This is a genomic window from Flocculibacter collagenilyticus, assembly GCF_016469335.1.
Classification (GTDB): Bacteria; Pseudomonadota; Gammaproteobacteria; order Enterobacterales; family Alteromonadaceae; genus Flocculibacter; species Flocculibacter collagenilyticus.
The window spans coordinates 1469277-1493274 of the sequence record NZ_CP059888.1; the positions used below are offsets into that span (position 1 = coordinate 1469277).

The following is a 23998-nucleotide window of genomic DNA, read 5'->3' on the forward strand; positions in this document are numbered from 1 at the left end:
TTTATTGGAATAAGTTAATATGGAACTGTTATGAACGACTTTAACGCTTTTCGTATCCATCAAGTTGACGACAATATTCAAGCTAAATTTGAGCGTATTAAGCTTAATGACCTAACCGAGGGTGAGGTTGTCATTAAGGTTGCTTATTCTGGGGTAAATTATAAAGATGCACTAGCAGCTACAGGTAAAGGCAAGATATTACGCACTTATCCTTTGGTTGGTGGGATAGATTTATCTGGAGTGATACAGGCATCTACCGATGCAAGATTTGTTGAAGGTGATAAGGTATTGGTATGTGGTGCACAGCTTTCAGAGCTGTATGACGGTGGTTATGCTGAATATGCACGAGTGAAAGCAGATTCAGTTGTGCCATTACCAAGCGAACTGACACTCTGGGATGCCATGGCTATTGGTACGGCTGGTTATACTGCAGCAATTGCTATGCAGCGAATGGAAGATAACGGGCAGGTGCCTGAAAGAGGACCGATAGTAGTAACGGGAGCAACGGGCGGAGTGGGTAGCTTCGCAATTAATATGCTCGCCAAATTAGGTTACGAAGTTCATGCGCTGACCGGAAAAATGGAACAAGCCGACTATCTTCATGCTATAGGTGCGACTACACTTATCAACCGACACGAAACGGAAATGTTACAGCGACCATTAGACAAAGCGCAGTGGGGTGGCGCGGTAGATAATGTGGGTGGAAAAACATTGTCTTGGCTACTTAGTACTACAGTACCATGGGGAAATGTAGCGTCGATTGGTTTAGCGGGTGGCTTTAAATTAAACGCAACAGTGATGCCGTTTATTCTCCGCGGTGTGAGCTTGTTAGGGATTAACTCGGTAGAAATGCCACTGTCGGTGCGTGATAAAGCATGGCAGCGATTGGCGACAGATTTGAAGCCTTCTCAACTTGAACGTATTGCACCAAGAACCATTGATTTTGACAACTTACCAGAAGTGTTTGACGACTATATTGCGGGTACTGTAACAGGTCGAACAGTCGTAAAAATAGATGATACGCTCTAAATAAATAGGCTCGTTTAACCGTTATTATCTTAGTCGTTTGTTGATGATAAACATAGCCAAAATAAGAAATGAAAAATACTGTCGATTAATTAGGGATTGGTAGCATGGATTCAACGATTATATGTAAAACATTAGAGTCAGTTAACGATAAAAAAATTGGTATGATCTCGCTGAATGCCACAAAACGTTTAAATGCGTTAACGCATGACATGATTGAAGCAATTTCAAATCAATTGGTAGAGTGGGATCAAGATAAAGATGTTGCACTAGTTGTAATGAACAGCAGCTCTGATGTTGCTTTTTGTGCAGGGGCAGACGTAAAAACGTTGGCAGCACAAGTGCAGGCTGGGCCCAAGTATAGCTTTACCCCTGAAGTAACGGCATTTTTTACGGCTGAGTACAAACTGGATTACCTAATCCATACTTACTCAAAGCCTCTAATTGTTTGGGGGCACGGTATTGTAATGGGAGGCGGACTAGGTTTAATGGCGGGTGCCAGTCATCGTGTTGTAACAGAAACATCTAAGTTAGCGATGCCTGAAACGACCATTGGCTTATATCCAGACGTAGGGGCGAGTTACTTCTTTAATCGTATGCCTAAGTCAATGGGGTTATTTCTAGGATTAACAGGCGCATCAATCAATGCTGCAGATGCAAAGTATGCAGATTTAGCTGACTACTTTGTCGAGAATGATCGCTTTGGCCAGTTTATTGAGGCGTTATTATTTGTGAAGTGGGGCGGTACCGTTGCGCTTAATCATCAAAAAGTGAGCGATTTACTATTGAGTTTTGAAAGTGACAGCTCGCAGCATATACCAGCATCAAATTTAAAAAAACATAGTGACGAGATAGAGCCATTGTCTGACATGACAACAGCATCAGCGATGGTTTCGCACATTTTAGGCCTGAAAACGAATGATAAATGGTTGAATGAAGCAAAGCATAAACTTGCTGGTGGTTGTCCCGTTACTTCTGCCGTAGTTTATAAGTTAGTTGAGCAGGGCAGGAAAATTTCTTTGCCAGCTTGCTTTAAAATGGAGCTAGGGCTATCGCTAAGATGTGCACATAATGGTGACTTTGTTGAAGGTGTTCGTGCGTTACTTGTTGATAAAGACCATCAGCCGAATTGGAAATATAAAACGGTTCACGATGTACCGGATGAAGAAATAAAGCAATTGTTTGACAGCCCATGGTCTGAGGCTGATCATCCGCTTGCAGAATTAACGTAAATATAGAAAATTGCAAAATAGAAAGGCAAATTACATGCAGTTAAAAGATAAAACAATAGTAATTACTGGCGGCGGCCAAGGTTTAGGGCGTGCAATGGCAGTTAACTTTGCTAAAGAAGGGGCAAATTTAGCTCTTATCGATATGAATCAAGAGATGCTTGATGAAAGTGTAAATATGCTAACAGAATTAGGTGTTACTGCGAAAAGCTATGTTGCAAATGTAACTGAAGAAGCCGAAGTAGAAGAAACCTTCAAAAAAATCAATGATGACTTTAATGGCATTCACGGTCTAATTAACAATGCTGGTATTTTACGTGATGGCATGTTTGTTAAAGCGAAAGACGGTAAGGTTGTGGCAAAAATGTCGCTAGAAAAATTTCAGTCAGTCATTGATGTTAACTTAACTGGTGTATTTCTTTGTGGCCGAGAAGCGGCAGCGCACATGATAGAAGCTGGCAATAAAGGCGTGATAATTAATATGTCTTCTGTTGCGCGCGCGGGTAACATGGGACAAACAAACTACTCAGCATCAAAAGCGGGTGTGGTTGCAATGACGGTAACTTGGGCAAGAGAGCTAGGTCGCCATGGTATTCGCGTTGGTGCTATAGCACCAGGCGTTATTCGTACCGCAATGACAGATGCCATGAAGCCTGAAATGCGTGAACGCCTTGAAAAGATGAAGCCAGTAGGTCGCTTAGGTGAGGCTGACGAAATTGCGCATACCGCTAAGTATATTTTTGAAAATGAATTCTTTACAGGGCGCGTAGTTGAAATTGACGGCGGCATAGCAATGTAACTCTGCCTTAGCTAGGCCAGTTTGCTCTAACAATTAACGAAACAAATATAGGTAAAACAGTGGATTCAAGTTACAACGAAGAGCTAAATATTTTTCGCGAAACGGTCGTAAAGTTTATCGAAAACGAAATTGCACCTTTTTATGAAGAGTGGGAAAAAAATAAAATTATTCCAAAATCGTTATGGCACAAAATGGGTGAAGAAGGCTTATTGTGTTGTGATATACCTGAAGAGTACGGCGGGTTTGGCGTAGATTTTAATTTTAATATGGTAGTTGCCGAAGAAATCGCGAAAGCAGGCTTCTTTTCATTATCAACCAATTTAGTGGTACATGCAGATATTGCTGCACATTACGTGCTTAACAAAGGTACGGAAGAGCAAAAGCAAAAATACTTGCCAGAAATGGTAAGCGGAGAATGCATTGGTGCTATTTGTATGTCAGAGCCAGGAGCGGGTAGTGACTTGCAGGGTATGAAAACAACCGCAACTAAAACCGATAAAGGTTGGTCTATTAGCGGCTCTAAAACGTTTATCACTAATGGTCAAAACTCTAAGCTTTATATTGTGGCAGCCAAGACTAACTTAGAGGTTGCAACGGCAAAAGGCTTAACGTTATTTTTAATTGATGAAGACATGCCAGGCTTCTCGCGCGGCCAAAACCTTCACAAAATTGGTCAGCATGCTGGCGACACATCAGAGTTATTTTTCGATAACGTAGAAGTGACTGAAGAGCACGTGTTAGGCGAAATAGACAAAGGTTTCTTCAACTTAATGGAAGAGTTACCTAGAGAGCGCTTAGCATTAGCATGTGTGGCTACGGCACACGCTGAAGGCGCACTTGCTTTAACTACAGACTACGTTAAAGAAAGAAAAGCATTTGGTGCTACGCTTTCTAAGCTTCAAGACATACGTTTTAAAATTGCTGAAATGGCAACAGAAATTGAAATGCATCGTGTGGTGATTGAATCATACAAGCAAAAATTAGCAAATAAAGCATTGTCTACTGAACAAGCGAGTATGGCGAAATACTCAGCCACAGAAATGGAATTTAGTGTCACCAACCGCTGTTTACAGTTATTCGGTGGATATGGTTATATGACAGAGTATCCAATATCGCGTTACTTCTTGGATGCACGTGTACAAACAATTTATGGTGGCACATCTGAAATCATGAAAGAAATCATTAGTCGTTCTATTTTAGGGCGCTAATATTTATAGTGCTTGTTTATAAGTGACGATAGTGCAATACCATTGTCACTTATAGACTATGTTAAAACTGGTACTTTCTCACAGCTATCAATCTTCCGCTCGAATTACTCACTAAAACTAATATTTCAGCTATTCTTATTTTACAAGGTTACGTATGTGTATATGTGTGAATTGAGCTAACGATATTTATTCACGTACTAAGACCTGTTTTCATACTTTTTTATTTTATAGGGGAAACCATGAGAAAGCATATTTATTCAAATCTAAATTATGATGATGTGGTACTTGATACAATGAATGTTCACTCATTTGAAAATGGTGAATATTTGGTAGAAGTGTCATATAACGACTTTACTGCGTACGTTTTTGATGAAAACAGAAAAATATTAAAATTTCACAGCATTGAAGAAGTGAAGAATGCCTTTAATGAATGCCGTGTTAAGCGAGCGTTTTTAGTTCATCAGTCTGCTTACGATGAGATGTGCGGTCAGGAAGTGGATGGGGATAATACGGCGAAAATAAAGATCACGCTTCAATAACCCCAATGTAGAGGTGACTTTCGAGATTGATAGTACAATCTCGAAAGGTCAACACGCCCTCGGTTCTAGAATGTAAAATCTACACCAATTGTGATTGTTTCTGAATCTCCATGGTACGCCCAGCCAGTTGCTTTATCACCTTGATCAACAAATTTGTCGTACTGAACCTTTAATGCCGCATTTGAATGAAAATCATAACGAATACCATAACTCAGCATGTAATGCTCTTCTAAGTTTTCAGTTCTGGCAAGCCCTTTAGTTCGTTCGTGATCTGCTTTCGAGTAGCTAATGTAGGGGTGAAACTCATCAATGTTGTAAACGACTGAGACTAGATAAGTCGGATATTCAGTGCCCACTGCGTCAGTGTATTCAACAAGGTTCATGTCAAATAAAATGGTAAACTGTGCAAGGTCTGCTGTACCGCCCAATCCGATAAATTTTTGGGTGAATGGATCGGAATCGGTCGCTGAGCCATCGGCATTAATGGTGGTACGCTCTCTATCATTTTCAAAATAAACAAAACGCAAGTCAAAAAAGTCGCCAGAAAAGTTCCAGTTAAACCCAATTATGTTCTTCCAAAACTCATTAACTGCTTGTGCATTACCGCCATACAGGCGATTGTAATACTTTAATTCTTTATTATCGTTTGATGTTTCATTTCCATAAAATACGGTGATTACATTAGAATAATCGCCCGTTTGGAAGCTGTACATTGCGTGAAAGCCATCAAACTGAGTAACCTGCCACCAATATAAGTTTGAAGGAGGACGCACCCAAGGGTAGGCATAGCCTATTTCAGAAAATTCTGAAAAGTAATACATCGGAATATTTCTGCGCCCCGCCATTAAGGTTAAATCGTCGGTTGCTTGATATGTTAGATAAAACCAATCAAATTCAGGTTCAAAATCATCCGTTCCTTTCGCGACGAGCTGAGCGGTAACCGCTAAGCTCTCTCCTAGATCTGCTCTAAATTGCAAACCGAAAACAGATTCAGGCTTAAACGAGAAGTCATTGTCATATTGGCCAACATCGTAAAAGTCTGCTGTTAAAATTTCATCTCTTTCTTGACCGGGGTTTAATGGATCTTCAACCGTACCTAGTGTTCTTCCAGCTACGATAGAGCCATACCCCGAGATATCAATTTCTGCATATAAGTGAGTTGAAAAACAGGCGCCTGTTGCCACTAGGGCTAATAACGAAAGTCTTGAATGCATCATTGTTGCTCCATTAAGAGTTAGTCATCACCTACTGCATTATTACTGATGTGGAAAATTACTAGTGCATGCGACTTAAGTTAGGAACACATTAACAGACTTGTTCATTCACTATGTTGACACTTACTAAAGCCAACCAATAATGCGCTAGTGTTTTAATTCATTTAATTTGAGCTTGATTAAAGGGTTATATTAGCTTCCAATTTTACTGCTGTAATTATTCAGAGCGATGGCTAACCGTATAATCACATATTTTGAAAGTACGTAACGCTCTAAGTGTTAAAGGTAGGATATTTCTGATAAAAAACAATTTATTCCTTTATATTTTTGTGTATTAAAGAGTTCCCTGAGTTTTGAGCAAATACGTATATCAAACTGATGGAAGCATCTGATGAATGATACTTTCACAGGTGGTTATATCCATATACTTAGGAACTGGATATGTGTACTGAAGGTGGGCCTCTTTTAGCGCCGCTTTAGCAATAAGGCGAATATCTTGCTCTTTTAATGCATCTAACTGCTTAGGAATATTCATGCTTGCATTTAGCTGTTTCACATCATTTATAAATTGTTGTGCAAGAACCTCTTTTTCTGCTTGAGTAAGGGATTGCAGTTGTGCCGAGACAGGGATACTTTCTTTAATAGGATTTATGGTAAGTGATAGCATGGCTAAGCGTTCATTACAGTCTTGTTGGTAATAATCGAGAATATAAGGCAGCACAATTGCGTTAGCTAAGCCATGTGGAGTGCCATATTTTGCACCAAAATTATGAGCAATAGCATGAACATAACCGACACTAGCCTGAGTGAAAGCAAGCCCGGCATAAAAAGAGGCTAATGCCATAGCTTCTCGCGCTTCAATATCTTCCCCGTTTTTATATGCACGTGGTAAGTAATTGAAAATCATGGTGACTGCAGCTAATGCATAACTATCAGTTTCTGCTGTAGCAAATTTGCCTAGGAATGATTCGATTGCGTGTGTTAAGGCGTCCATACCTGTTGCCGCAGTAATAGGTGAGGGCAACCCTATCATAATTGTTGGATCTAACGCAGCTGCGAGCGGCACAACTTTTGTGTCAACTACTGGCGCTTTGGCGTGCGTAATAGGATCTGATACAACGGCTGCAATAGTGACTTCTGAGCCGGTTCCTGCGGTTGTTGGAATGGCGAACAGTGGCAATCCTCGGTGTTTTGCTTTAAAAAACCCGCCAAGTTTTTTGGCATCTCGATTTGGATTAGTTGCACAAAGTGCAGCCACTTTTGCTGCATCAATAGCTGAACCGCCACCTAGCGCAATAATATTATCGCAGTTATGTTGGCTTAATAGTGAAACAGTCTCATCCACTATGGTAAATGTTGGGTCTGGTGTTACACCATTATATACAACGGCGTTTACACCGGCTTCGTTAAGAGCACTTTCAACTTTTGCTACTAACCCAAGCTCTTCTAATATGTTGTCAGTTACTATTAAAGTACGTTTCAGGTTGAATTGAGCTACCATATTGCACAGTTGCTCAGTTGATTTATCGCCAACAAATACAGTGGGTTTTGGTATAGCCACAAAGGTAAAAATAAACTTTGTTAGTTTTGTTAAGCCTTTATAAAACATTACCTTTATTGAAAGCGACATCTACTACATCCTGCATTTAATTTAAAAATCATTCTAATAAGCGTGTTAACTTTGTATTCTCGTTGGCAGAAAAGCCAACGTACCCAATAGGCACATGTGTATCTAAAGCATTGATTACTTGGTTGGCCTTATCTTCACCAAAACCACCACAAAGCTCAATAAGTTGGGTGCCGCGTTCAATCATCTTTTTTGCTTCGTCTATGGCATGTTCAACAGAGCTTACACCAACAATTTCTGTATGAAACACCTCATTTTTTAGTTGTGCTTGTTGTTGATTGGGCTGATAGTCAGGGGCTAAAACAATAAACCCATAATGGTTTAGCTTCATATACGCATTCCTTTAGTTATCTTTATTTTCTGAGGTCTTTTCGTAAAATTTTGCCTACTGAAGATTTAGGTAGTTCAGAAACTAAATTAACTTTTTTAGGCACTTTGTAACCAGTTAGCTGGGTTTTGCAAAAGTCGATAATGGCTTGTGCTGTAACCTCCGCGCCTGCTTTTGCCACTACATACGCCACTACGCACTCTCCACTGTGATCGTCAGCCTCACCAATAACAGCAGCTTCCGCTATCTCATCGTGCATTGTTAATACTGCTTCAACTTCGTTAGGGTAAACATTAAAGCCGGAAACGATGATCATGTCTTTTTTACGGTCGACAATTTTTATATACCCATTATTAAGCTTCACCGCAATATCACCCGTTTTTAGCCAGCCGTTTGGCGTAATCGTTGTGCTTGTTGCTTCTTCATTTTGCCAATAACCCAACATGATTTGTGGACCACGCGCAACAAGCTCTCCTTCTTCACCTTGCGCGACTGGTTTGCCATTGTCATCCCAAATTTCAATTTCTGTACCAACGAGTGGCAAGCCAACAGAGCCGATCACTTCGTGTCCCGGTGGGTTTAAAGTAAGCACCGGTGATGTTTCTGACAGGCCATACCCTTCTGTAATGGTGCAGCCCGTTGTTTCTTTCCATAGTTTTGCTGCAATAGGGGTAAGCGTTGTTCCACCTGATAGAGAAAAGTGTAATTGTGTAAAATCAATTTGTTTTATATTTGGGTGATAACACAGCCCTACAAATAACGTATTGATGCCAGAGATACCCGTAATTTTAAATTGACTAAGGGTATTAATGAATGCGTCCATATCACGAGGATTGGGAATAAGCACATTTAAATTACCACGAGAGAAAAATAGCAGTAAGTTAACGGTAAATGCATAAATGTGGTAAACAGGAAGAGGGCAGGCGAATACTTCTTCTCCTTCCTTACATGCATCCCCAAGGCGTGAATATGATTGTTTTACATTACTTAACACATTTGCCTGTGATAACGATGCTGCTTTAGCTGGACCTGTGGTTCCGCCAGTATATTGTAATAATGCAATATCGTTTTGGTTGTTAGATTGTGGCTGTTGATAATTAGCGGTGCAGTCACTTACTAATATATTGGTTAATGTTTGTAAGTTAAATGGTTTATTACTGACGCTGGTTCCGCTCTCAGCCTTTATAGAGCTGCTGTTTTTTAGATCAATTAAATCAGTAGGTGACGTTGTAATGACATATTCTATGCCAGTATGGTCTGCAATTTCTTCAAATTTAGAGAGGTTGCTGGTTAACGTTATCAGCATTTTTGCATTTGAATTACTAAATTGGTGCTGCATCTCTCTTGGCGTGTACAACGGGTTGGTATTGACTAATATATAGCCGCAACGTATGGCCGCATATGCCACAATCGGAAATTGAATTAAATTTGGTAATTGAATGGCAATTCTATCGCCTTGTTTTAAAGTTGTGTTTTCTTGAAACCAAGCCGCGACCGCTTTTGATTTTTGGTCGATATCGTTAAATGTAAGTGTTTGGCCTAAACAGTGAAATGCTGGTTTGTTTGAATATTTCTCGAAGGTATCATTAAGAAGTTGAATAAGCGTTTCGTGTTCCGCTAGTTTAATGTCGCTTAATTGATCAAACGTTGCCATAGTTATTTTCCCTTACGTTGTTTTTATTATTGGGATATACAATTTATGTACTAAATTTAATTGGTTAGCAAGCAATAAGTATAAAAAAACCGCCCATATTATGTGGGCGGTATCACGTTTGTTTCATAACAACATTCCAAAACAACTAGGAAAAACTAAAACAATTTTTATTCTAAAAATGTTTTCTGACTAAATTCGATTCCCATCAAGTAAATATTAGTTAAAAACTGGCATGTAACCAGAACTCCATAGAGTTGCTGTTGCTGCTAAAATACACACAAGTAAAATTAAGCCACAAGTGACCACCGAACTTGCATAAATAAACCCACGATCTTCAGGAATATGCATAAGAATAGGGACGCCAGAATAAAGCAAATACACAGAGTAAGCTAAACCCGCAAGCCCAGCTAGCATAACAAACCATAGCTCAGGATATAGCGCGCTAATCGCTGACATAAATATTGGTGTTGCAGTGTAAGCTGCTAACTCTAATGTTTGTGTATAGGTTGGCTCAGCACCAAAGGTGTGTGCCATCCAATGCGCTAAATAAGCAAGTAAAAATACACCTATTATTAACGCAAAGTACATCCCAACGGACAAATATAAGGCGCTGTCGGCTGTTATTTTAATTGGATCACCAACACCAATACTCCAGCCAATGTGTACTGCAGAAAAATATCCGCAAATTGAGGGTATTAACGCAATTAACAGTATATGAGACATACTGTATTTAAAAGATTCATGACGTTCGTCAATAGTATGCCACTCTTCAACTGGGTGGGCATATAATCCCCATAGATGGTTTAAAATCATATTGCCATTCCTTCTAGTAACTTCCCCTAAAGCACTATTTCCCGCCAAACTATGGGTAAAGTGCAATCACTTGGCTGCTTTTTATGCAACTCTAGTTTAATTTATGACCTATTTAAAAGCTCACGTCAAGAAATCATTTCTTGGCTTTTTCCGCCAAACTATATCCAAAATCCAAAGCAACTGGGGAGAAGCTCTTGCACAATAACAGCCGCACCTTCAAGTAAGAGGTGATGGTTCAGTATTAATCAATCCGTAGTATGGCTAGGGAAATATTATTATGGGGGAATGAGTCATTATTATTTTGTTGGGCATCATAGTCTAGATCATTGACTATTCGCTTCTGCGATATTTATCTACAGTCAATCATAATGAGTATGTAGGTATAAATGGAAAAAAGTTATAAATTTTAATAGTATAGGAATTGATATTATTTTCTAACGATAGTTATCTTATAAGATTTTTCTACCATGAAGTACATTTCCATACAGTTTCTCACAAATCTATACGTCCTATTCAAAGTTGCCTTGATACCCTTTGCTCACAATAATTCGTTTTAAATGGAAGAGAATAGTGCATAAATTTAAATTGCTTTTTACGATAATTTTACGTGTGTTTAGCTTTAGCACATTGATGATTTTTTCTCAGGCTTCAGCAGCTGAGAAGAATATTCGAGACGGAGGCTATCTTGATTTTGGGGTAGGTCAAGGTCATGAATCTGACCCGTTTATTTTTGACAATGAAGATGATTCTGGCTTGGATCTGTATGTGAATGGTCGGTATCAATTATACGGTGTTTTTGTTGAGTTACCTCATGGGACTTCAAAGCAGCAATCCACAGTACTTTCTTTGGGCTACAACTTTCTCAATACCGAAAACTGGTCATATGACATACAACTGGCAATGAACCATAGAGATCTTGAGCATAAGGTACCTGGCACTGAGCGTGTCAGTACGAGAGAGAGTCACTCTAAACTTGGATTGAGGATTTTAGGGGACTTTGATCAGACTCATTTGAAGTTTATTGTTGCTGGCGCGAGTGGTGATCCTGATGTTGGTTTATACGCTTCTGCTTGGCTAAGCCAGAATTACCAATATTATAACTGGGATGTTTATGGAAGTATTGGCATAGAGTATCGCAACGAAGGCGTTGTTAATTATTTTTATGGGGTAAATGAAAATGAATTTGAAGGTTTGCCTTCCTATAAAGGCGATGCTGGGTTCGAGTATACAGGCCAAGTAGGTGCGAGTTATCCGATTAATGAACATTGGGTTTTTGAGGCATTTGCTAGAACTACGCTCTTACCCACTGGCATTACTGATAGCCCGCTGGTTGATGGTAATAGAGTCGTTAAAGCAGCCGTGGTAGTAAAGTATGTATTCTAATATCAAAAATAAAGTTATGAATTCATTTACATTACTGATTTGTTTTAGTTTGGCTGGTGCGTCCTTATTTATACAAGCAAAAGAGCCTGCAAGTTTACCAACGTTGACAATTAAGCCAACTAAATGTGTGTCTTTGAAGCAAGGTGAAGTTTGTTATGTAAGTGTATCGGTTGTTTGGCAAGTATCTGATATTGGAGATTATTGTCTATTCTCTACGTTGCAGAAAAAACCGCTTCAATGCTGGTATTCCACTAAGCAAGGTGCATTTTCTCAGGAAGTGGAAATGAATGATGATGTTGCATACTCATTGAAGAAAGCTAAAAGTGGGCAAGTAGTCGTTAGTAGTACACTCCCCTTGGCTTGGGTATATAAAAAAGAGAAGTTTTCACACGCGTCTTGGCGAATATTTTAATTTTTACCCTACTTATTCAAGACAATGAAAAAGCGCATTGAGTAGCAACTTAGTGTGCTTTTTGAGTTTAGAGGCTTCAATTTCAGCTAGTTCAGCTCTTAAATTATTTGAATTGTACAAAAAGCTACATTTTTAAATATCTCTATACGTCAAATCAATTTCAATCGTTTTAACCTTATCACGTCAAACAAAAACTAATGTGTAAGGAAGAATGAAATGAATAAGATTAACGGTAAAAACGGCTTGGTAGCAATGTTGATGAGCTTGTCACTATTAACAGGTTGTGACAGTGGTAGTAGTAATACATCTAATAGTACTGCGGAAATAGTTAAAGCACCCGAGGAAGTACAGCAATCATTTGACTATCAAGCTGCTATTGATAGCGCCATTTCCGACGCGGTACCTGGCATTGTTTTATTGGTGGAGACGCCAGAGTCTAGATTTTTAGGGGCTGCTGGACTTGCAGATATTGAAACTCAGACCCCAATGCAAACGTATCATGTTATGCCTACAGGCAGTGCAGGAAAAAAGCTCACAGCATTATTAACGGTATTGCTAGAACAAGAGGGTTTGCTTAGCTTAGACGCTAAGATAAATACTTTTTTAGATGCTGAAATACTAAGCCAAATTGAAAACAGTGACCAAATCACCATTAGGCAATTGCTTAATAATACATCAGGTGTTTACAACTATTTAGATGAACAAACAGCAACCGATTACTACAGTACGCTGTTAACTTCAGATTTATCTCAGCTTAAATTAGACCCGTTTGCATTGGCTTTCGCGTTAAATAAACCTGCCTATGCAATGCCAGGTGAAGCATTTAACTATTCCAATACAGGTTATCTATTAGTTGGGTTAATTCTTGATAAGTTGTTAGGGGAGCACCACTCAGCTGCTATGCGAGAGAGAATCATTGAACCCCTAGGCATGAACAGTAGCTTTTATGGCGGTGTAGAAAAGCAAGTGGGCGATATTATTTCGGGGTATTACCAGCACGACACATTTGGTACGCTTAATACTAAACCATTTTACGAGTCTATAGGTTATGCCGACGCACCTTTAAGGTCTAATGTTGAAGATTTAGCGGCGCTACTCAAACATATTGTCTCGCCTGACTCTGTATTTTCTCAAGAGGTACAAAGCAAGTTCTTTGAACAGGCGTCGTTGGTCAAAATTAGCGAGGCTCAAGAATATGGCTTAGGAATTTACAAAGAAAGAATTAATAATAAAACCGTTTATCATCACGGAGGCATTGAAGCGGGGTATTCTACAACTAATATTTTCATTGCAGAGACACAGACTAGTATCACCGCCTTTTTCAACTGTGGTTTAAATGTGCAATGTGAAGTTGAATCAGATAAAGTCGTGCACGCTATCTTAAATAATGAATTAAAATAATAGATTAGGGTACGCTCTAAAGAAGTAAGTAAAATAAAAATGACAAAAACAACACAATATACCGCTCATATTTTAATCGTGGAAGATGACGCTAGTTTGGTTGATTGGGTCAAAGAGTACTTAGAATTGAAACTCTATCAAGTGACTGTTATCGACCGTGGAGATTTAGCTGTACCTTTTATTAAAGAGCATAATCCAGACCTCGTTATTCTTGATGGCATGTTACCTGGTCTGGATGGTATTGATGTGTTAAAAGCCGTTAGACCTGACTTTACAAATACTATTCTGATGGTGACGGCAAGAGACGAAGAGCTAGATGAAGTACTTGGCCTGGAAATGGGGGCAGATGATTATCTCACTAAACCTATTCGAGCCAATGTACTTGCGACTAAAATTCGTAAGAATTTAGCGCGACAAACACTCATCCAGCAAAGTCAAAAGAGTACAGAGGACGATACAAGCAGTGAAGAGACTATTCAATACGGAAACTTTAAGATAGATAAGCAAGCGCGCTCTGTTGAACTGAATGATGCCGTAGTAGATATTTCTTCGAATGAATTTGATTTGTTATGGTCACTTGCAGTGCGTGCTGGTAATACGGTTACTCGTGACGAGTTAATTCAATCGTTAAGAGGATTCGATTACGACGGCTTCGATCGTACGGTTGATTTAATCGTTTCTAAGTTGCGAAAAAAGCTTAAAGATAACGCGACTAAGCCATACCGTATTAAAACCGTATGGGGTAAAGGTTATTTGTTAGTTAAAAGTGCTTGGTAACTAATGCGCTATCTACTTATATCTTTAATAACGGTTACTGTTTTAGCAACGGTTAGTCTGGGCTGGCTTTTCGATATGGTATACGCGCAATACCAACAAGAAAATCGATCCGTAACAACGATCGAAATGGCTGAAGGAATAGGAAGAGACTTGGCTACAGTGATTGACTCAACGTCAAACATTAACGAGTTTTTATCTCATTGGCCAACAAACAGTCAGTACACTATTTATATTAATGAGTTAGAAGAGGTCGCATTACCAAGAGCGCTTATGGAGCAACTCATGCAGGGCGAGCTAGTAAATTTAGAAACACAGCACAGCCAATTGCTGCATTTTTACCTTAGTAACAAGCAACAAATTTTGGTGTTTGAATTCCCGCGATTATCACAGGCAAGTAAATATACAGATCAGCAATACATGTTGACCTTATCGTTTTACGTATCACTTGTTTTATTATTTTTGATCTGGGCTTACCCATTACTAAAGCAATTATCTTCATTGAGAAAGGCAGCCAAGTCATTCGGCAATGGCAAGTTAGATGAGCAAATTTCAACTCACTCCGTATCTTATATCCGAGATATCGAACTTGAGTTTAATACGATGGCAAAACGCATTAATAGTTTGGTTGGTGATGTGAAATTATTGAGTACCGCAGTGTCACACGACTTAAGAACGCCGCTAGCTAGGATTCGGTTTGGTCTTGATACCTTAGAGGAGGTTGAAGATAGCGCACAACGTATAAGGCTACAGCAAAAGCTTGGCAAAGATGTTGACGAAATGACCTCGCTTGTAGAAGCGCTGTTAAATTTTGCAAGGCTTGACCAACAAACGTTGACACTCAAAAAAGTACCCGTTGAACTTACTCAATTGCTCAATGAATGCATTGACAGCAAACAATGCGATACAGTTGAAATTAGTTTTAACTGTAATGAGCAACAAATGACGGCAAATGCCGATAGACATTACTTAAAGATGGCGCTTAATAATATTATTCAAAATGCCATCAATTATGGGCAAAGCAGGGTAAACGTTGATATAGACGTTGAGGGGGATGCTTTTGTTGTTCGAGTTTCTGATGACGGCGAAGGGATACCCGAAAAAATGCGAGAACAAATAGTTAAGCCGTTTATTCGTGGAGTGAGAGGTGGGGCAGGCCATAAAGGGCATGGAGTTGGACTAGCGATTGTAAAACGAGTGCTTGATTGGCATAACGCTGTTCTAGTCATTGGCGACTCTCATGAACTTTCTGGCGCTGAATTTAAGATAGTATTTCCTAAGAACAATTAACCTGAATTCAAATGGTATCGACTACTGGCAGGTAGGTGTATTTCAGTATTTCATTTATAGCGTTACTCAAGAAATCAGATAATAAGTGGCGCACTCATGATTAAACAGTGAGGCGATAACATCAACCTATCGTCGCAAGTATGGCAATATTTGCTCGTAGTTATTGATCCTTGTTAAAAACATTATTCTTGTTTGTGGTAGAATGCAGCCCAATTATAACGTTAGAAATTTAGCAACTGTCTAAACACAGCCACTCACCAAGAGATATAAAATTGGAAGAATTATTAAAGCCGATCAAGGGGTTTTTGGGGTGTGAAACTCCTACCGAATGGATCGAGGAAGCCATAAAAGAAGAAAACCTCCCAACATTGCTATTAGATCATCTAGTATGCGAACTCAAGGCTGCCCAAAGTGCGATGTTTATGATACGTAAGTATGCCGTTGATAAAGAAAGTGGTGATGCCTTGCTAGCTTGGTTAAAGCCATTTGAGGACTTTTCTTATAGGAAAGAAGGTGACTGGAAAGATTTGGCTAAATACAATAATTTAACCAAAGCAATGCTGCCTAAGTCTGGCACACCCTACGGCCAAGATTTGATCAATAAAATGGTGCTGCTAATCAAAGAAGAGTTGCATCACTTTTATCAAGTTTTAGAGATCATGGATGAATACGATATCCCATATGAAAACATCAGCTCTAGCCGCTATGCCAAAGGGATGTTGACTCACGTTACCAATCATGAACCTCACACGTTAATTGATAAGTTAATTTGCGGCGCTTACATCGAAGCCCGTTCATGTGAGCGTTTCGCTAAACTAGCGCCACACGTTGATAAACGCTTGGGCGACTTTTATGTTTCATTACTTCGCTCAGAAGCGCGTCATTACCAAGACTATTTAACGTTAGCAGAAGAAATTGCGGGCCATGATATTTCTGAAAGGGTAGCTTACTTTGGCAAGGTAGAAGCTGATTTGATTTCATCGCCAGATGAAGACTTTAAGTTTCACAGTGGCTTACCAGTTTAAGCACCCTCACACCCTTTAGCATTAATAACCAATAACAGCTTTTATTCTGGGCTGTTATTGGTCGTCATTCATTGTCTAACTTAGTCGCCGTTTAAGTTCTTCGTAGGCTAGCGTTTACTTGCTTTAGCTTTCACTTTTTTCTTTGTAAACATCAAAATCTAATAAGTCTATTTTGATGTGTTTACACGCAAAGATAAATATCACCAACATATAAAGGCTGTGCATTGAGTCTTGTAATTGCGGTTGATTAACTGCCGAAAATATAATGCTTAATGAAATATGAACAGTCATTGCGATGCTTACAAACACCGCAATTTTTATTGAGTTTTGAAGTTGTAAAAACTTATCTTGTGACGACATAAGAGGAACACTATTTTTGCCATATAATTGACGTAAAATAAGCGTGGCAAAAAATAGGTTTAAAAAGGTGACACCCGCAATGTTGCCTAGACCTGCAAACCCATCAAATGGGTGATACATAAAATATACGACCAGTGCGATAAATAATAGATAACAGATACCAGCGGCATATAAATAATATGGGCTAACGTAATGAGATAATTTTCTGGGGGTTAAGTCTGCATAGCGCTTGTTACTTTTATTCGAAAGCTTCATTATTTTGGAATATTCACAGCCTGCATATGATGCGTATAGTATGGGAATAACTTGTATAAAAATGTAGCCTGTAATCACAGTGCCATTATCCCAATTAAGTAGCTGACCATTTGAGGCAGTAATGCCATGAATTAAAATACCAAGCCCTATTAATAAGGCCGTTAAATTTAAGTCACTATAAAACCGCATTTTTCTTTCTAGTACACTTAACGGCAATGGGTATAATTTGGGATATTCTTCTGGTGGGTGCGTTCGTATAATATCGCGTGTTATCGCTAAAAATTTTCTGGGGTAATAGTGAGAAATGATCACTATTTGGGCGAAAAATAGAATATAAAATAGTACTTCAATGTTCATCGTCTTTTCCTTTTGAATTGTTTTACGTAAAAGTAAAATATTATTGTTTAATACGATTATTCATTAAGTTGCCAAATGCGATTCGAATTTCTGAATCTGTAACACCTTCACTTTTTAATGCTGAAATTGTTTTTTGAAGCTTTTCTGTTGCAAGGTCGCCTAAATTGGTTTGGCAATTTGCAAAGGCTTCCGGATGAACAAAAGTTCCTCTATACCCTTTTGTTTGTATTACCAAATCTCGCTCTAACAGCCGATATGCTTTAGCAACGGTTTTGTTATTAACATCCAAATCATTTGCCAGCTGTCTGATTGAGGGCAGTGCATCGCCAGTTTTAATCTTTTTTTGCAGCACTGCCTGCTTAATTTGCTGGATGAGTTGTGAGTACAAAGGCATCGGCGCATCTATATCAATCAATATTTGCATTATTTCAACTTTGTTAATTGTGTATTTAAATGTTTAACATGTACCACTAGTAACAATGGTACAACTGGTTCTTTATAAACGCAAGGTTTATGGGTGAAAAATAGACAATTGGTAAGTCGACATTTTTCATGATTTAAATGTTAATTACGGTTTATTTGTACCTGTTTTTTTAATTAAGCACTAAGCTATGAGTCATAATAAAAATCAACACACTTGCAAGCAGGTTCTTATGAGGCTATTAAAAATCACTGGTATATCGATAATGTGGGCAATTTTATTTGTAGGGATTGCTGCTTATGCTCATTCAAATTCAAGTGACGCGCTGCAAAACATCAAACATGAATGGGCAAAAGTAGAATTCACTCTTAAGGGAGATGAACAACAGCGTGCTTACCAAGATTTACTAAAAGATATAGTTAAGTTAGTGAAGCAGCATCCAAAACAAGCAGAGGTGTGGGTTTGGCGAGGCATTATCGAGTCGAGTTATGCCGGGGTTAAAGAGGGTGTTAGCGCCTTAAAATTGGCTAAGAAGGCCAAAAAGTCATTAGAAAGATCATTACACATCAATGATAGCGCATTAGGTGGTGCCGCTTATATTAGCTTGGGGGCATTATATTATCGAGTTCCTGGTAAACCCATTTCGTTTGGTGATGATAATAAAGCGGAGCGCTTGCTAAAAAAGGCGTTACAATTTAATCCGAATGGAATGGATGCAAACTTTTTTTATGGTGAATACTTGTTTAAGAAACATAAATACGATGAGGCTAAAAAGTATTTATTAATTGCTAAAAATGCTACAGCGCAAATGGAAAGGCCGTTAGTCGATAAGCATCGACGTTTAGAAATTGATGAAGTGCTTGCCAAGGTAAACAAAGAACTAGTCAATTAGGGTAGGTATCTGGGCGATTGAACGGCTTATATACAAGGTGTTTTTCTTGCTCAGAAACTACTAAATAACTACCTTGAGTGTACCAGTCGCCTAACACTATACGAGTTTTACTGTTCTTATATGCAGTAAAATTGTGAGTCGCCGGGCGGTGAGTGTGACCGTGAATGAGTAAATTTACATCATATTTATCCATCACAACTTCAACATCATGTTGCACTACGTCAAGTAAGTTTAGATCAACACCTTGCTGTGATTCTTTACTTTTCATTCTGGCGTTGCGTGCGATACGCTTGCGCAAAAATAGCGGTAAATTAAGCATGATGCATTGCCACCATTTAGAGCGAGATTGCTTTCTAAACTTTTGGTATTTTATATCTTGAGTACACAGTTGATCGCCATGCATAATCAGCGCTTGTTCGCCATATAAATTAATCAATTGCTCTTCCGGTAATAATGTCATTCCGCATTGTGTGGCGTATTTTTTTCCTAAAAGAAAATCACGATTACCATGGATGAAAAATACCGGACAAATATTGCTGCTGATGTAGTTTAGTTTGTTGGCGATAGTCTGCTGCAATGCTGACTGTTCATCATCACCTATCCACACCTCAAAAAAATCACCCAAAATATACAAGGCATCGCAATTAGATGTGACATGCTCTTCTAAAAAAGAATAGAAGCATGCAGTGATATCTGGACGACTTTCAGTTAGATGCAGATCAGCAATAAAAAGGGTATAGCGCATAATAAATTAACGTAGGAATACCAATAAAGTTGGAAGTGGTGGTGATTAGCTTTTAGTTATGGCTAAGTAAAAGCTAATCGAAAAGCACTATTATTTTATATTGAAATAATAGTTAAACTAAGTAGATTAATCGATTTCAACAGACTCGATAATCACGTTAGTTACAGGTACATCTTGGTGGAAACCACTCGTGCCAGTTGGTACGTTTTTGATTTCTTCAACAACTTCTTTGCCATCAACAACTTCGCCGAATACACAGTAGCCCCAGCCATCAGGTGTTTCTGCTCTGAAGTCTAAAAAGTTATTGTCTGAAACATTGATAAAAAACTGTGCTGTAGCAGAGTGAGGATCTGGCGTTCTTGCCATGGCTACAGTGAACGCTTTGTTTTGTACGCCGTTATTAGCTTCATTTTTGATAGGATCTTTAGCGTCTTTTTGAGTCATGTCTGGCTCAAAGCCACCGCCTTGGATCATAAAGCCATCAATAACACGGTGAAAAATGGTGTTATCGTAAAAGCCTTCTTTTGCGTAAGCTAAAAAGTTTGCCACTGTTTCAGGCGCTTTGTCTTCAAAAAGTGCTAGTTTAATTGAGCCAAAGTTTGTTTTAAGCGTAACCATATTTCTCTCTAAGGAATATTTAAAAGAAATTATTTTAGCTGCTTATCAATTATTCTGAAAGAGGTAAGGCAAAAGAAGGTTAAATCAGTGTTTACTACACAGGTTATTAGCGGGGCTTTTAAAAGTACTTAGTTTAGCTAGATTGACTGTATTACTGGTGATAGAATCGCGAGCTAGTTGTGTGTTGGTAGAATATTTATTTTACTAACTACCCATAAAGTCCAAAGAAACGGCATTAGTCGTTATCTAGCAGTCATTTAAATTAAAGGAAAACGTAAATGTTACAAATCTACAATACGCTTACACGCCAAAAAGAACTCTTCAAACCATTGCAAGCGGGCAAGGTTGGCATGTATGTATGTGGAGTAACCATTTACGACCATTGTCATATTGGGCATGCAAGAACTTATGTGTCGTTCGACATTATGCAACGTTATTTACGCCATTTAAATTACGATGTGACATACGTACGTAATATTACCGATGTTGACGACAAGATAATTACTCGTGCGGCAGAAAATAATGAAACATGTGACCAGCTCACCGCACGTTATACCCAAATCATGCATCAGAACTTTGAAGATTTAGGTATGTTACCACCTGATATTGAGCCAACAGTAACTGGCCATATTGATGAGATTATTAGCATCATTCAAACGTTAATCGACAAAGAGTATGCCTACGTGTCGGGTAACGGAGACGTTTTGTTTGACGTGAGTAAATATGATGATTACGGAAAGTTAAGCCAGCAAAATTTAGATATGCTTCAAGCTGGTGCTCGTGTGGCGGTAAGCGAAGGTAAAGATGATCCATTAGACTTTGTATTATGGAAATTAGCCAAGCCAAATGAACCTAAGTGGGAGTCTCCTTGGGGAGATGGTCGTCCTGGATGGCATATTGAATGTTCTGCAATGAGTGAAAAACACCTTGGCAAACATTTTGATATCCACGGTGGTGGTTCAGATCTACAATTTCCTCATCATGAAAATGAGATAGCGCAGTCATGCTGCGCAAACGACAGCCAATATGTAAATACATGGATTCATACGGGCATGGTACAAGTAGATAAAGAAAAGATGTCAAAATCGCTAGGCAACTTTTTTACAATTAGTGATGTATTAAAAGAATTTGATGCAGAAACAGTGCGTTTTTTCTTAATGTCGGGTCATTATCGTAGTCAATTGAATTATTCGCAAGATAACTTAACCCAAGCAAGAGCATCGTTAGAGCGTTTATATACTGCATTAAGAGGCATTGATTTAACCGCGCATCAAGACGCTGCCAATAGCGAAATGGACAAATATGTTTTGCGCTTTGAAAAAGCAATGAATGATGACTTTAATGTTCCTGAAGCGATGCCAGTGTTGTTTGAGCTTGCAAAAGAGATTAATTTAAACCGCAACGAAAATGCTGCAAAGGCGCAGCAAGCTGCAGCGATGTTGGTTAAACTTGGCACTGTATTAGGGTTATTACAACAGTCTGCTGATGATTTTCTAAAAGCAGGCTCTGACGATGACGAAGTAGCCGTGATAGAAGCGTTAATTAAACAGCGTAACGATGCCAGAGCAAGTAAAGATTGGGCCGCAGCTGATGATGCACGTGATAAGTTATCTGCAATGAATATTGTACTTGAAGATAGTGCAGAAGGTACCACTTGGAGAAAAGCGTAAATAACCCACTAATAAAGGTTATATAATAAGAAGAGGCGCATTATGCGCCTCTTCTACATTAAAGTGTTTAAAATTGGGCAATAGATGTTAATCGCGGTACTTTTCGCAAGACTCTAGCGTATTTTCAATCAAGCTAGCCACGGTCATTGGGCCAACGCCACCAGGAACAGGAGTAATAAAACCTGCTTTCTCTGCTGCTTTTTCAAAGCTTACATCGCCAACCAGTGAACCGTTCTCAAGTCGGTTAATGCCCACATCTATAACAATAGCCCCTTCTTTAATCCATTCACCGGGAATAAATTCAGGAATTCCAACCGCTACAACCAGTAAATCAGCTCGTCTTACATGGCTTTCAAGATCTTTAGTAAATTTATGGCATACCGTGGTTGTACAGCCTGCTAATAGTAATTCCATCGACATTGGACGACCAACAATATTAGACGCACCAACAATTACCGCATCTAAACCTTTTAGATACTGGCCCGTTGACTGAATTAACGTCATGATACCTTTGGGAGTGCAGGGACGTAACGTTGGGATACGCTGGGCTAGGCGGCCAATATTGTAGGGATGAAAACCATCAACGTCTTTATGCGGATCAATACGTTCAATAACTTGATCAGTATTAAACGCTTTTGGCAGTGGTAGTTGTACTAAAATGCCATCAACACTATCGTCAGCATTTAGTTCATCAATTAATGCTAATAGCGCTTTTTGTTCTGTTTCTGGTGGTAGATCATATGATTTAGAAACAAAACCAACTTCTTCACATGCCTTACGCTTACTGCCAACATAAACTTGTGAGGCCGGATCAGAACCAATTAATATTACTGCAAGGCCGGGAGCTTTTTTTCCTTTCTGTACACGATCGGCAACAGTAATTGCTACGTTGTTCCTTAATGTTTGTGCAATTGCTTTACCATCAATAATTTGCGCTGACATCTTTAAACCTTAATTGTATAACTTCGATTCACTAATATATGTATATAAAAGTGAATGAAGTGAGTGTAGGGTGGATTAACAAAAATCGCTGGCTATTTTCTCATGAATATAAGCGAAGAAAAATAATTAACTGGTTAAAATTACGCATAAATTGAGGTTCATGCTTTTTAAAGGCTATCGAGTGACTCAAAAAAGAAGATTTTGCTGATATTTAAAGGAATTGAACGTATTTTGAACATAAATCAATTGTGTTTGGATAACATTTGAACGTTTGTTTTAAAACTAAGCAAATAGAATAAAAAAATTAAAAAAGTCATTGACGTGAAAATACCAAGTCTGTAATATCCGCCCCCGTCGCAACGAGAGAGCGATTGAATTAAATCGGTGTTTAGCGCAGCTTGGTAGCGCACTTCGTTTGGGTCGAAGGGGTCGCAGGTTCGAATCCTGCAACACCGACCATTTTCTCTTAAGTTGTGAGTATTGAGCGCCCGTAGCTCAGCTGGATAGAGCAACGGCCTTCTAAGCCGTGGGTCGTAGGTTCGACTCCTACCGGGCGCGCCATACACAGTGGCGGCTGTAGCTCAGTTGGTAGAGCCCCGGATTGTGATTCCGGTTGTCGTGGGTTCAATCCCCATCAGTCGCCCCATCCTTGCGGACGTGGTGGAATTGGTAGACACGCTGGATTTAGGTTCCAGTGCTTCACGGCGTGAGAGTTCAAGTCTCTCCGTCCGCACCATTTATATATACAAATTGTCGGTGTTTAGCGCAGCTTGGTAGCGCACTTCGTTTGGGTCGAAGGGGTCGCAGGTTCGAATCCTGCAACACCGACCATCTTCTTGATGGCCATCTCTTTCTTATCTTATTTTCTCTTTATTAAAAAATTAAAATAGCCTTAGCATTTTTCTATTATTTACTCTCGACTACTGCATATAACCTAGCTATAATGCCGCGTCTTAATTTTATATCTAGTTATTGTAGACACTCATAAGTTAAATTTTGTTGACCTATAAAAAGAG

The 23998-nt window shown here is 39.0% G+C and carries 23 protein-coding genes and 5 tRNA genes; 18 read left to right on the forward strand and 10 right to left on the reverse strand.

Annotated elements, in window-relative coordinates; translation table 11 throughout:
- Window positions 1–30 precede the first annotated feature (30 nt).
- From HUU81_RS06505 to HUU81_RS06525, 5 genes are all read left to right on the forward strand, one after another.
- Window positions 31–1029, forward strand: a complete 999-nt coding sequence (locus tag HUU81_RS06505; RefSeq protein ID WP_199611436.1) for an oxidoreductase — start codon at window positions 31–33, stop codon at window positions 1027–1029.
- A 104-nt stretch (window positions 1030–1133) separates the two neighbouring features.
- Window positions 1134–2258 carry an enoyl-CoA hydratase/isomerase family protein gene (locus HUU81_RS06510; RefSeq protein WP_199611437.1) on the forward strand — a complete coding sequence of 375 codons (1125 nt, stop codon included), beginning with the start codon at window positions 1134–1136 and terminating at the stop codon, window positions 2256–2258.
- Between the two features lie 34 nt (window positions 2259–2292).
- Window positions 2293–3054, forward strand: coding sequence for an SDR family oxidoreductase (locus HUU81_RS06515; protein WP_199611438.1), 762 nt, complete (start codon window positions 2293–2295; stop codon window positions 3052–3054).
- Window positions 3055–3113: 59 nt separating this feature from the next.
- On the forward strand, window positions 3114–4262 hold the full coding sequence (locus HUU81_RS06520; protein WP_233520586.1) for an acyl-CoA dehydrogenase family protein: 1149 nt from the start codon (window positions 3114–3116) through the stop codon (window positions 4260–4262).
- A 239-nt stretch (window positions 4263–4501) separates the two neighbouring features.
- Window positions 4502–4801 (forward strand): DUF6482 family protein, encoded by a 300-nt coding sequence (locus HUU81_RS06525; RefSeq protein WP_199611439.1) that lies wholly within the window; start codon window positions 4502–4504, stop codon window positions 4799–4801.
- 65 nt (window positions 4802–4866) lie between these two features.
- Here the strand turns inward: HUU81_RS06525 and HUU81_RS06530 are convergent, their stop codons facing one another.
- From HUU81_RS06530 to HUU81_RS06550, 5 genes are all read right to left on the reverse strand, one after another.
- Window positions 4867–6018 carry a putative porin gene (locus HUU81_RS06530; protein WP_233520587.1) on the reverse strand — a complete coding sequence of 384 codons (1152 nt, stop codon included), beginning with the start codon at window positions 6016–6018 and terminating at the stop codon, window positions 4867–4869.
- Window positions 6019–6385: 367 nt separating this feature from the next.
- On the reverse strand, window positions 6386–7645 hold the full coding sequence (locus HUU81_RS06535; protein ID WP_199611440.1) for an iron-containing alcohol dehydrogenase: 1260 nt from the start codon (window positions 7643–7645) through the stop codon (window positions 6386–6388).
- A 28-nt stretch (window positions 7646–7673) separates the two neighbouring features.
- Window positions 7674–7973 (reverse strand): DUF6506 family protein, encoded by a 300-nt coding sequence (locus HUU81_RS06540; RefSeq protein WP_199611441.1) that lies wholly within the window; start codon window positions 7971–7973, stop codon window positions 7674–7676.
- Window positions 7974–7995: 22 nt separating this feature from the next.
- Complete coding sequence (locus HUU81_RS06545; RefSeq protein ID WP_199611442.1) at window positions 7996–9624, reverse strand: AMP-binding protein; 1629 nt, start codon at window positions 9622–9624, stop codon at window positions 7996–7998.
- A 216-nt stretch (window positions 9625–9840) separates the two neighbouring features.
- A complete protein-coding gene (locus HUU81_RS06550) occupies window positions 9841–10437 on the reverse strand; it encodes a Yip1 family protein (protein ID WP_199611443.1) in 597 nt (198 codons plus the stop codon).
- 609 nt (window positions 10438–11046) lie between these two features.
- On the opposite strand from HUU81_RS06550, the gene HUU81_RS06555 reads away from it, so the two are divergent.
- From HUU81_RS06555 to miaE, 6 genes are all read left to right on the forward strand, one after another.
- On the forward strand, window positions 11047–11820 hold the full coding sequence (locus HUU81_RS06555) for a MipA/OmpV family protein (RefSeq protein ID WP_233520588.1): 774 nt from the start codon (window positions 11047–11049) through the stop codon (window positions 11818–11820).
- Window positions 11821–11836: 16 nt separating this feature from the next.
- Window positions 11837–12232, forward strand: coding sequence for a DUF3019 domain-containing protein (locus tag HUU81_RS06560; RefSeq protein ID WP_199611444.1), 396 nt, complete (start codon window positions 11837–11839; stop codon window positions 12230–12232).
- Window positions 12233–12448: 216 nt separating this feature from the next.
- Window positions 12449–13633, forward strand: coding sequence for a serine hydrolase domain-containing protein (locus tag HUU81_RS06565; RefSeq protein ID WP_199611445.1), 1185 nt, complete (start codon window positions 12449–12451; stop codon window positions 13631–13633).
- A gap of 39 nt (window positions 13634–13672) precedes the next feature.
- Window positions 13673–14410, forward strand: coding sequence for a response regulator (locus tag HUU81_RS06570; RefSeq protein WP_199611446.1), 738 nt, complete (start codon window positions 13673–13675; stop codon window positions 14408–14410).
- A gap of 3 nt (window positions 14411–14413) precedes the next feature.
- On the forward strand, window positions 14414–15697 hold the full coding sequence (locus HUU81_RS06575) for an ATP-binding protein (RefSeq protein WP_199611447.1): 1284 nt from the start codon (window positions 14414–14416) through the stop codon (window positions 15695–15697).
- A 266-nt stretch (window positions 15698–15963) separates the two neighbouring features.
- A complete protein-coding gene (gene miaE, locus HUU81_RS06580; RefSeq protein WP_199611983.1) occupies window positions 15964–16722 on the forward strand; it encodes a tRNA isopentenyl-2-thiomethyl-A-37 hydroxylase MiaE in 759 nt (252 codons plus the stop codon).
- Window positions 16723–16845: 123 nt separating this feature from the next.
- Here the strand turns inward: miaE and HUU81_RS06585 are convergent, their stop codons facing one another.
- Window positions 16846–17694 carry a hypothetical protein gene (locus HUU81_RS06585; RefSeq protein ID WP_199611448.1) on the reverse strand — a complete coding sequence of 283 codons (849 nt, stop codon included), beginning with the start codon at window positions 17692–17694 and terminating at the stop codon, window positions 16846–16848.
- 40 nt (window positions 17695–17734) lie between these two features.
- Complete coding sequence (locus HUU81_RS06590; RefSeq protein ID WP_199611449.1) at window positions 17735–18118, reverse strand: GntR family transcriptional regulator; 384 nt, start codon at window positions 18116–18118, stop codon at window positions 17735–17737.
- 229 nt (window positions 18119–18347) lie between these two features.
- Between HUU81_RS06590 and HUU81_RS06595 the strand changes: the two genes are divergently transcribed.
- A complete protein-coding gene (locus tag HUU81_RS06595; RefSeq protein ID WP_199611450.1) occupies window positions 18348–19007 on the forward strand; it encodes a tetratricopeptide repeat protein in 660 nt (219 codons plus the stop codon).
- Here HUU81_RS06595 and HUU81_RS06600 read toward each other — a convergent pair.
- Complete coding sequence (locus HUU81_RS06600) at window positions 19000–19755, reverse strand: UDP-2,3-diacylglucosamine diphosphatase (RefSeq protein WP_199611984.1); 756 nt, start codon at window positions 19753–19755, stop codon at window positions 19000–19002. The two genes, HUU81_RS06595 and HUU81_RS06600, sit on opposite strands and share 8 nt — an antisense overlap.
- Before the next feature lie 123 nt (window positions 19756–19878).
- Complete coding sequence (locus HUU81_RS06605) at window positions 19879–20370, reverse strand: peptidylprolyl isomerase (protein ID WP_199611451.1); 492 nt, start codon at window positions 20368–20370, stop codon at window positions 19879–19881.
- Window positions 20371–20648: 278 nt separating this feature from the next.
- Between HUU81_RS06605 and cysS the strand changes: the two genes are divergently transcribed.
- Window positions 20649–22040 (forward strand): cysteine--tRNA ligase, encoded by a 1392-nt coding sequence (gene cysS / locus HUU81_RS06610; RefSeq protein WP_199611452.1) that lies wholly within the window; start codon window positions 20649–20651, stop codon window positions 22038–22040.
- An 87-nt stretch (window positions 22041–22127) separates the two neighbouring features.
- Here the strand turns inward: cysS and folD are convergent, their stop codons facing one another.
- Complete coding sequence (folD, locus tag HUU81_RS06615; RefSeq protein ID WP_199611453.1) at window positions 22128–22982, reverse strand: bifunctional methylenetetrahydrofolate dehydrogenase/methenyltetrahydrofolate cyclohydrolase FolD; 855 nt, start codon at window positions 22980–22982, stop codon at window positions 22128–22130.
- A 382-nt stretch (window positions 22983–23364) separates the two neighbouring features.
- Between folD and HUU81_RS06620 the strand changes: the two genes are divergently transcribed.
- The 5 genes from HUU81_RS06620 to HUU81_RS06640 all read left to right on the forward strand — a co-directional run bounded on the left by HUU81_RS06620 (window position 23365) and on the right by HUU81_RS06640 (window position 23813).
- Window positions 23365–23441 (forward strand) — tRNA-Pro (locus HUU81_RS06620).
- A 25-nt stretch (window positions 23442–23466) separates the two neighbouring features.
- A tRNA-Arg gene (locus tag HUU81_RS06625) sits at window positions 23467–23543 on the forward strand.
- Between the two features lie 9 nt (window positions 23544–23552).
- Window positions 23553–23628 (forward strand) — tRNA-His (locus tag HUU81_RS06630).
- 5 nt (window positions 23629–23633) lie between these two features.
- Window positions 23634–23718, forward strand: a tRNA-Leu gene (locus tag HUU81_RS06635).
- An 18-nt stretch (window positions 23719–23736) separates the two neighbouring features.
- Window positions 23737–23813, forward strand: a tRNA-Pro gene (locus HUU81_RS06640).
- Window positions 23814–23998 lie beyond the last annotated feature (185 nt).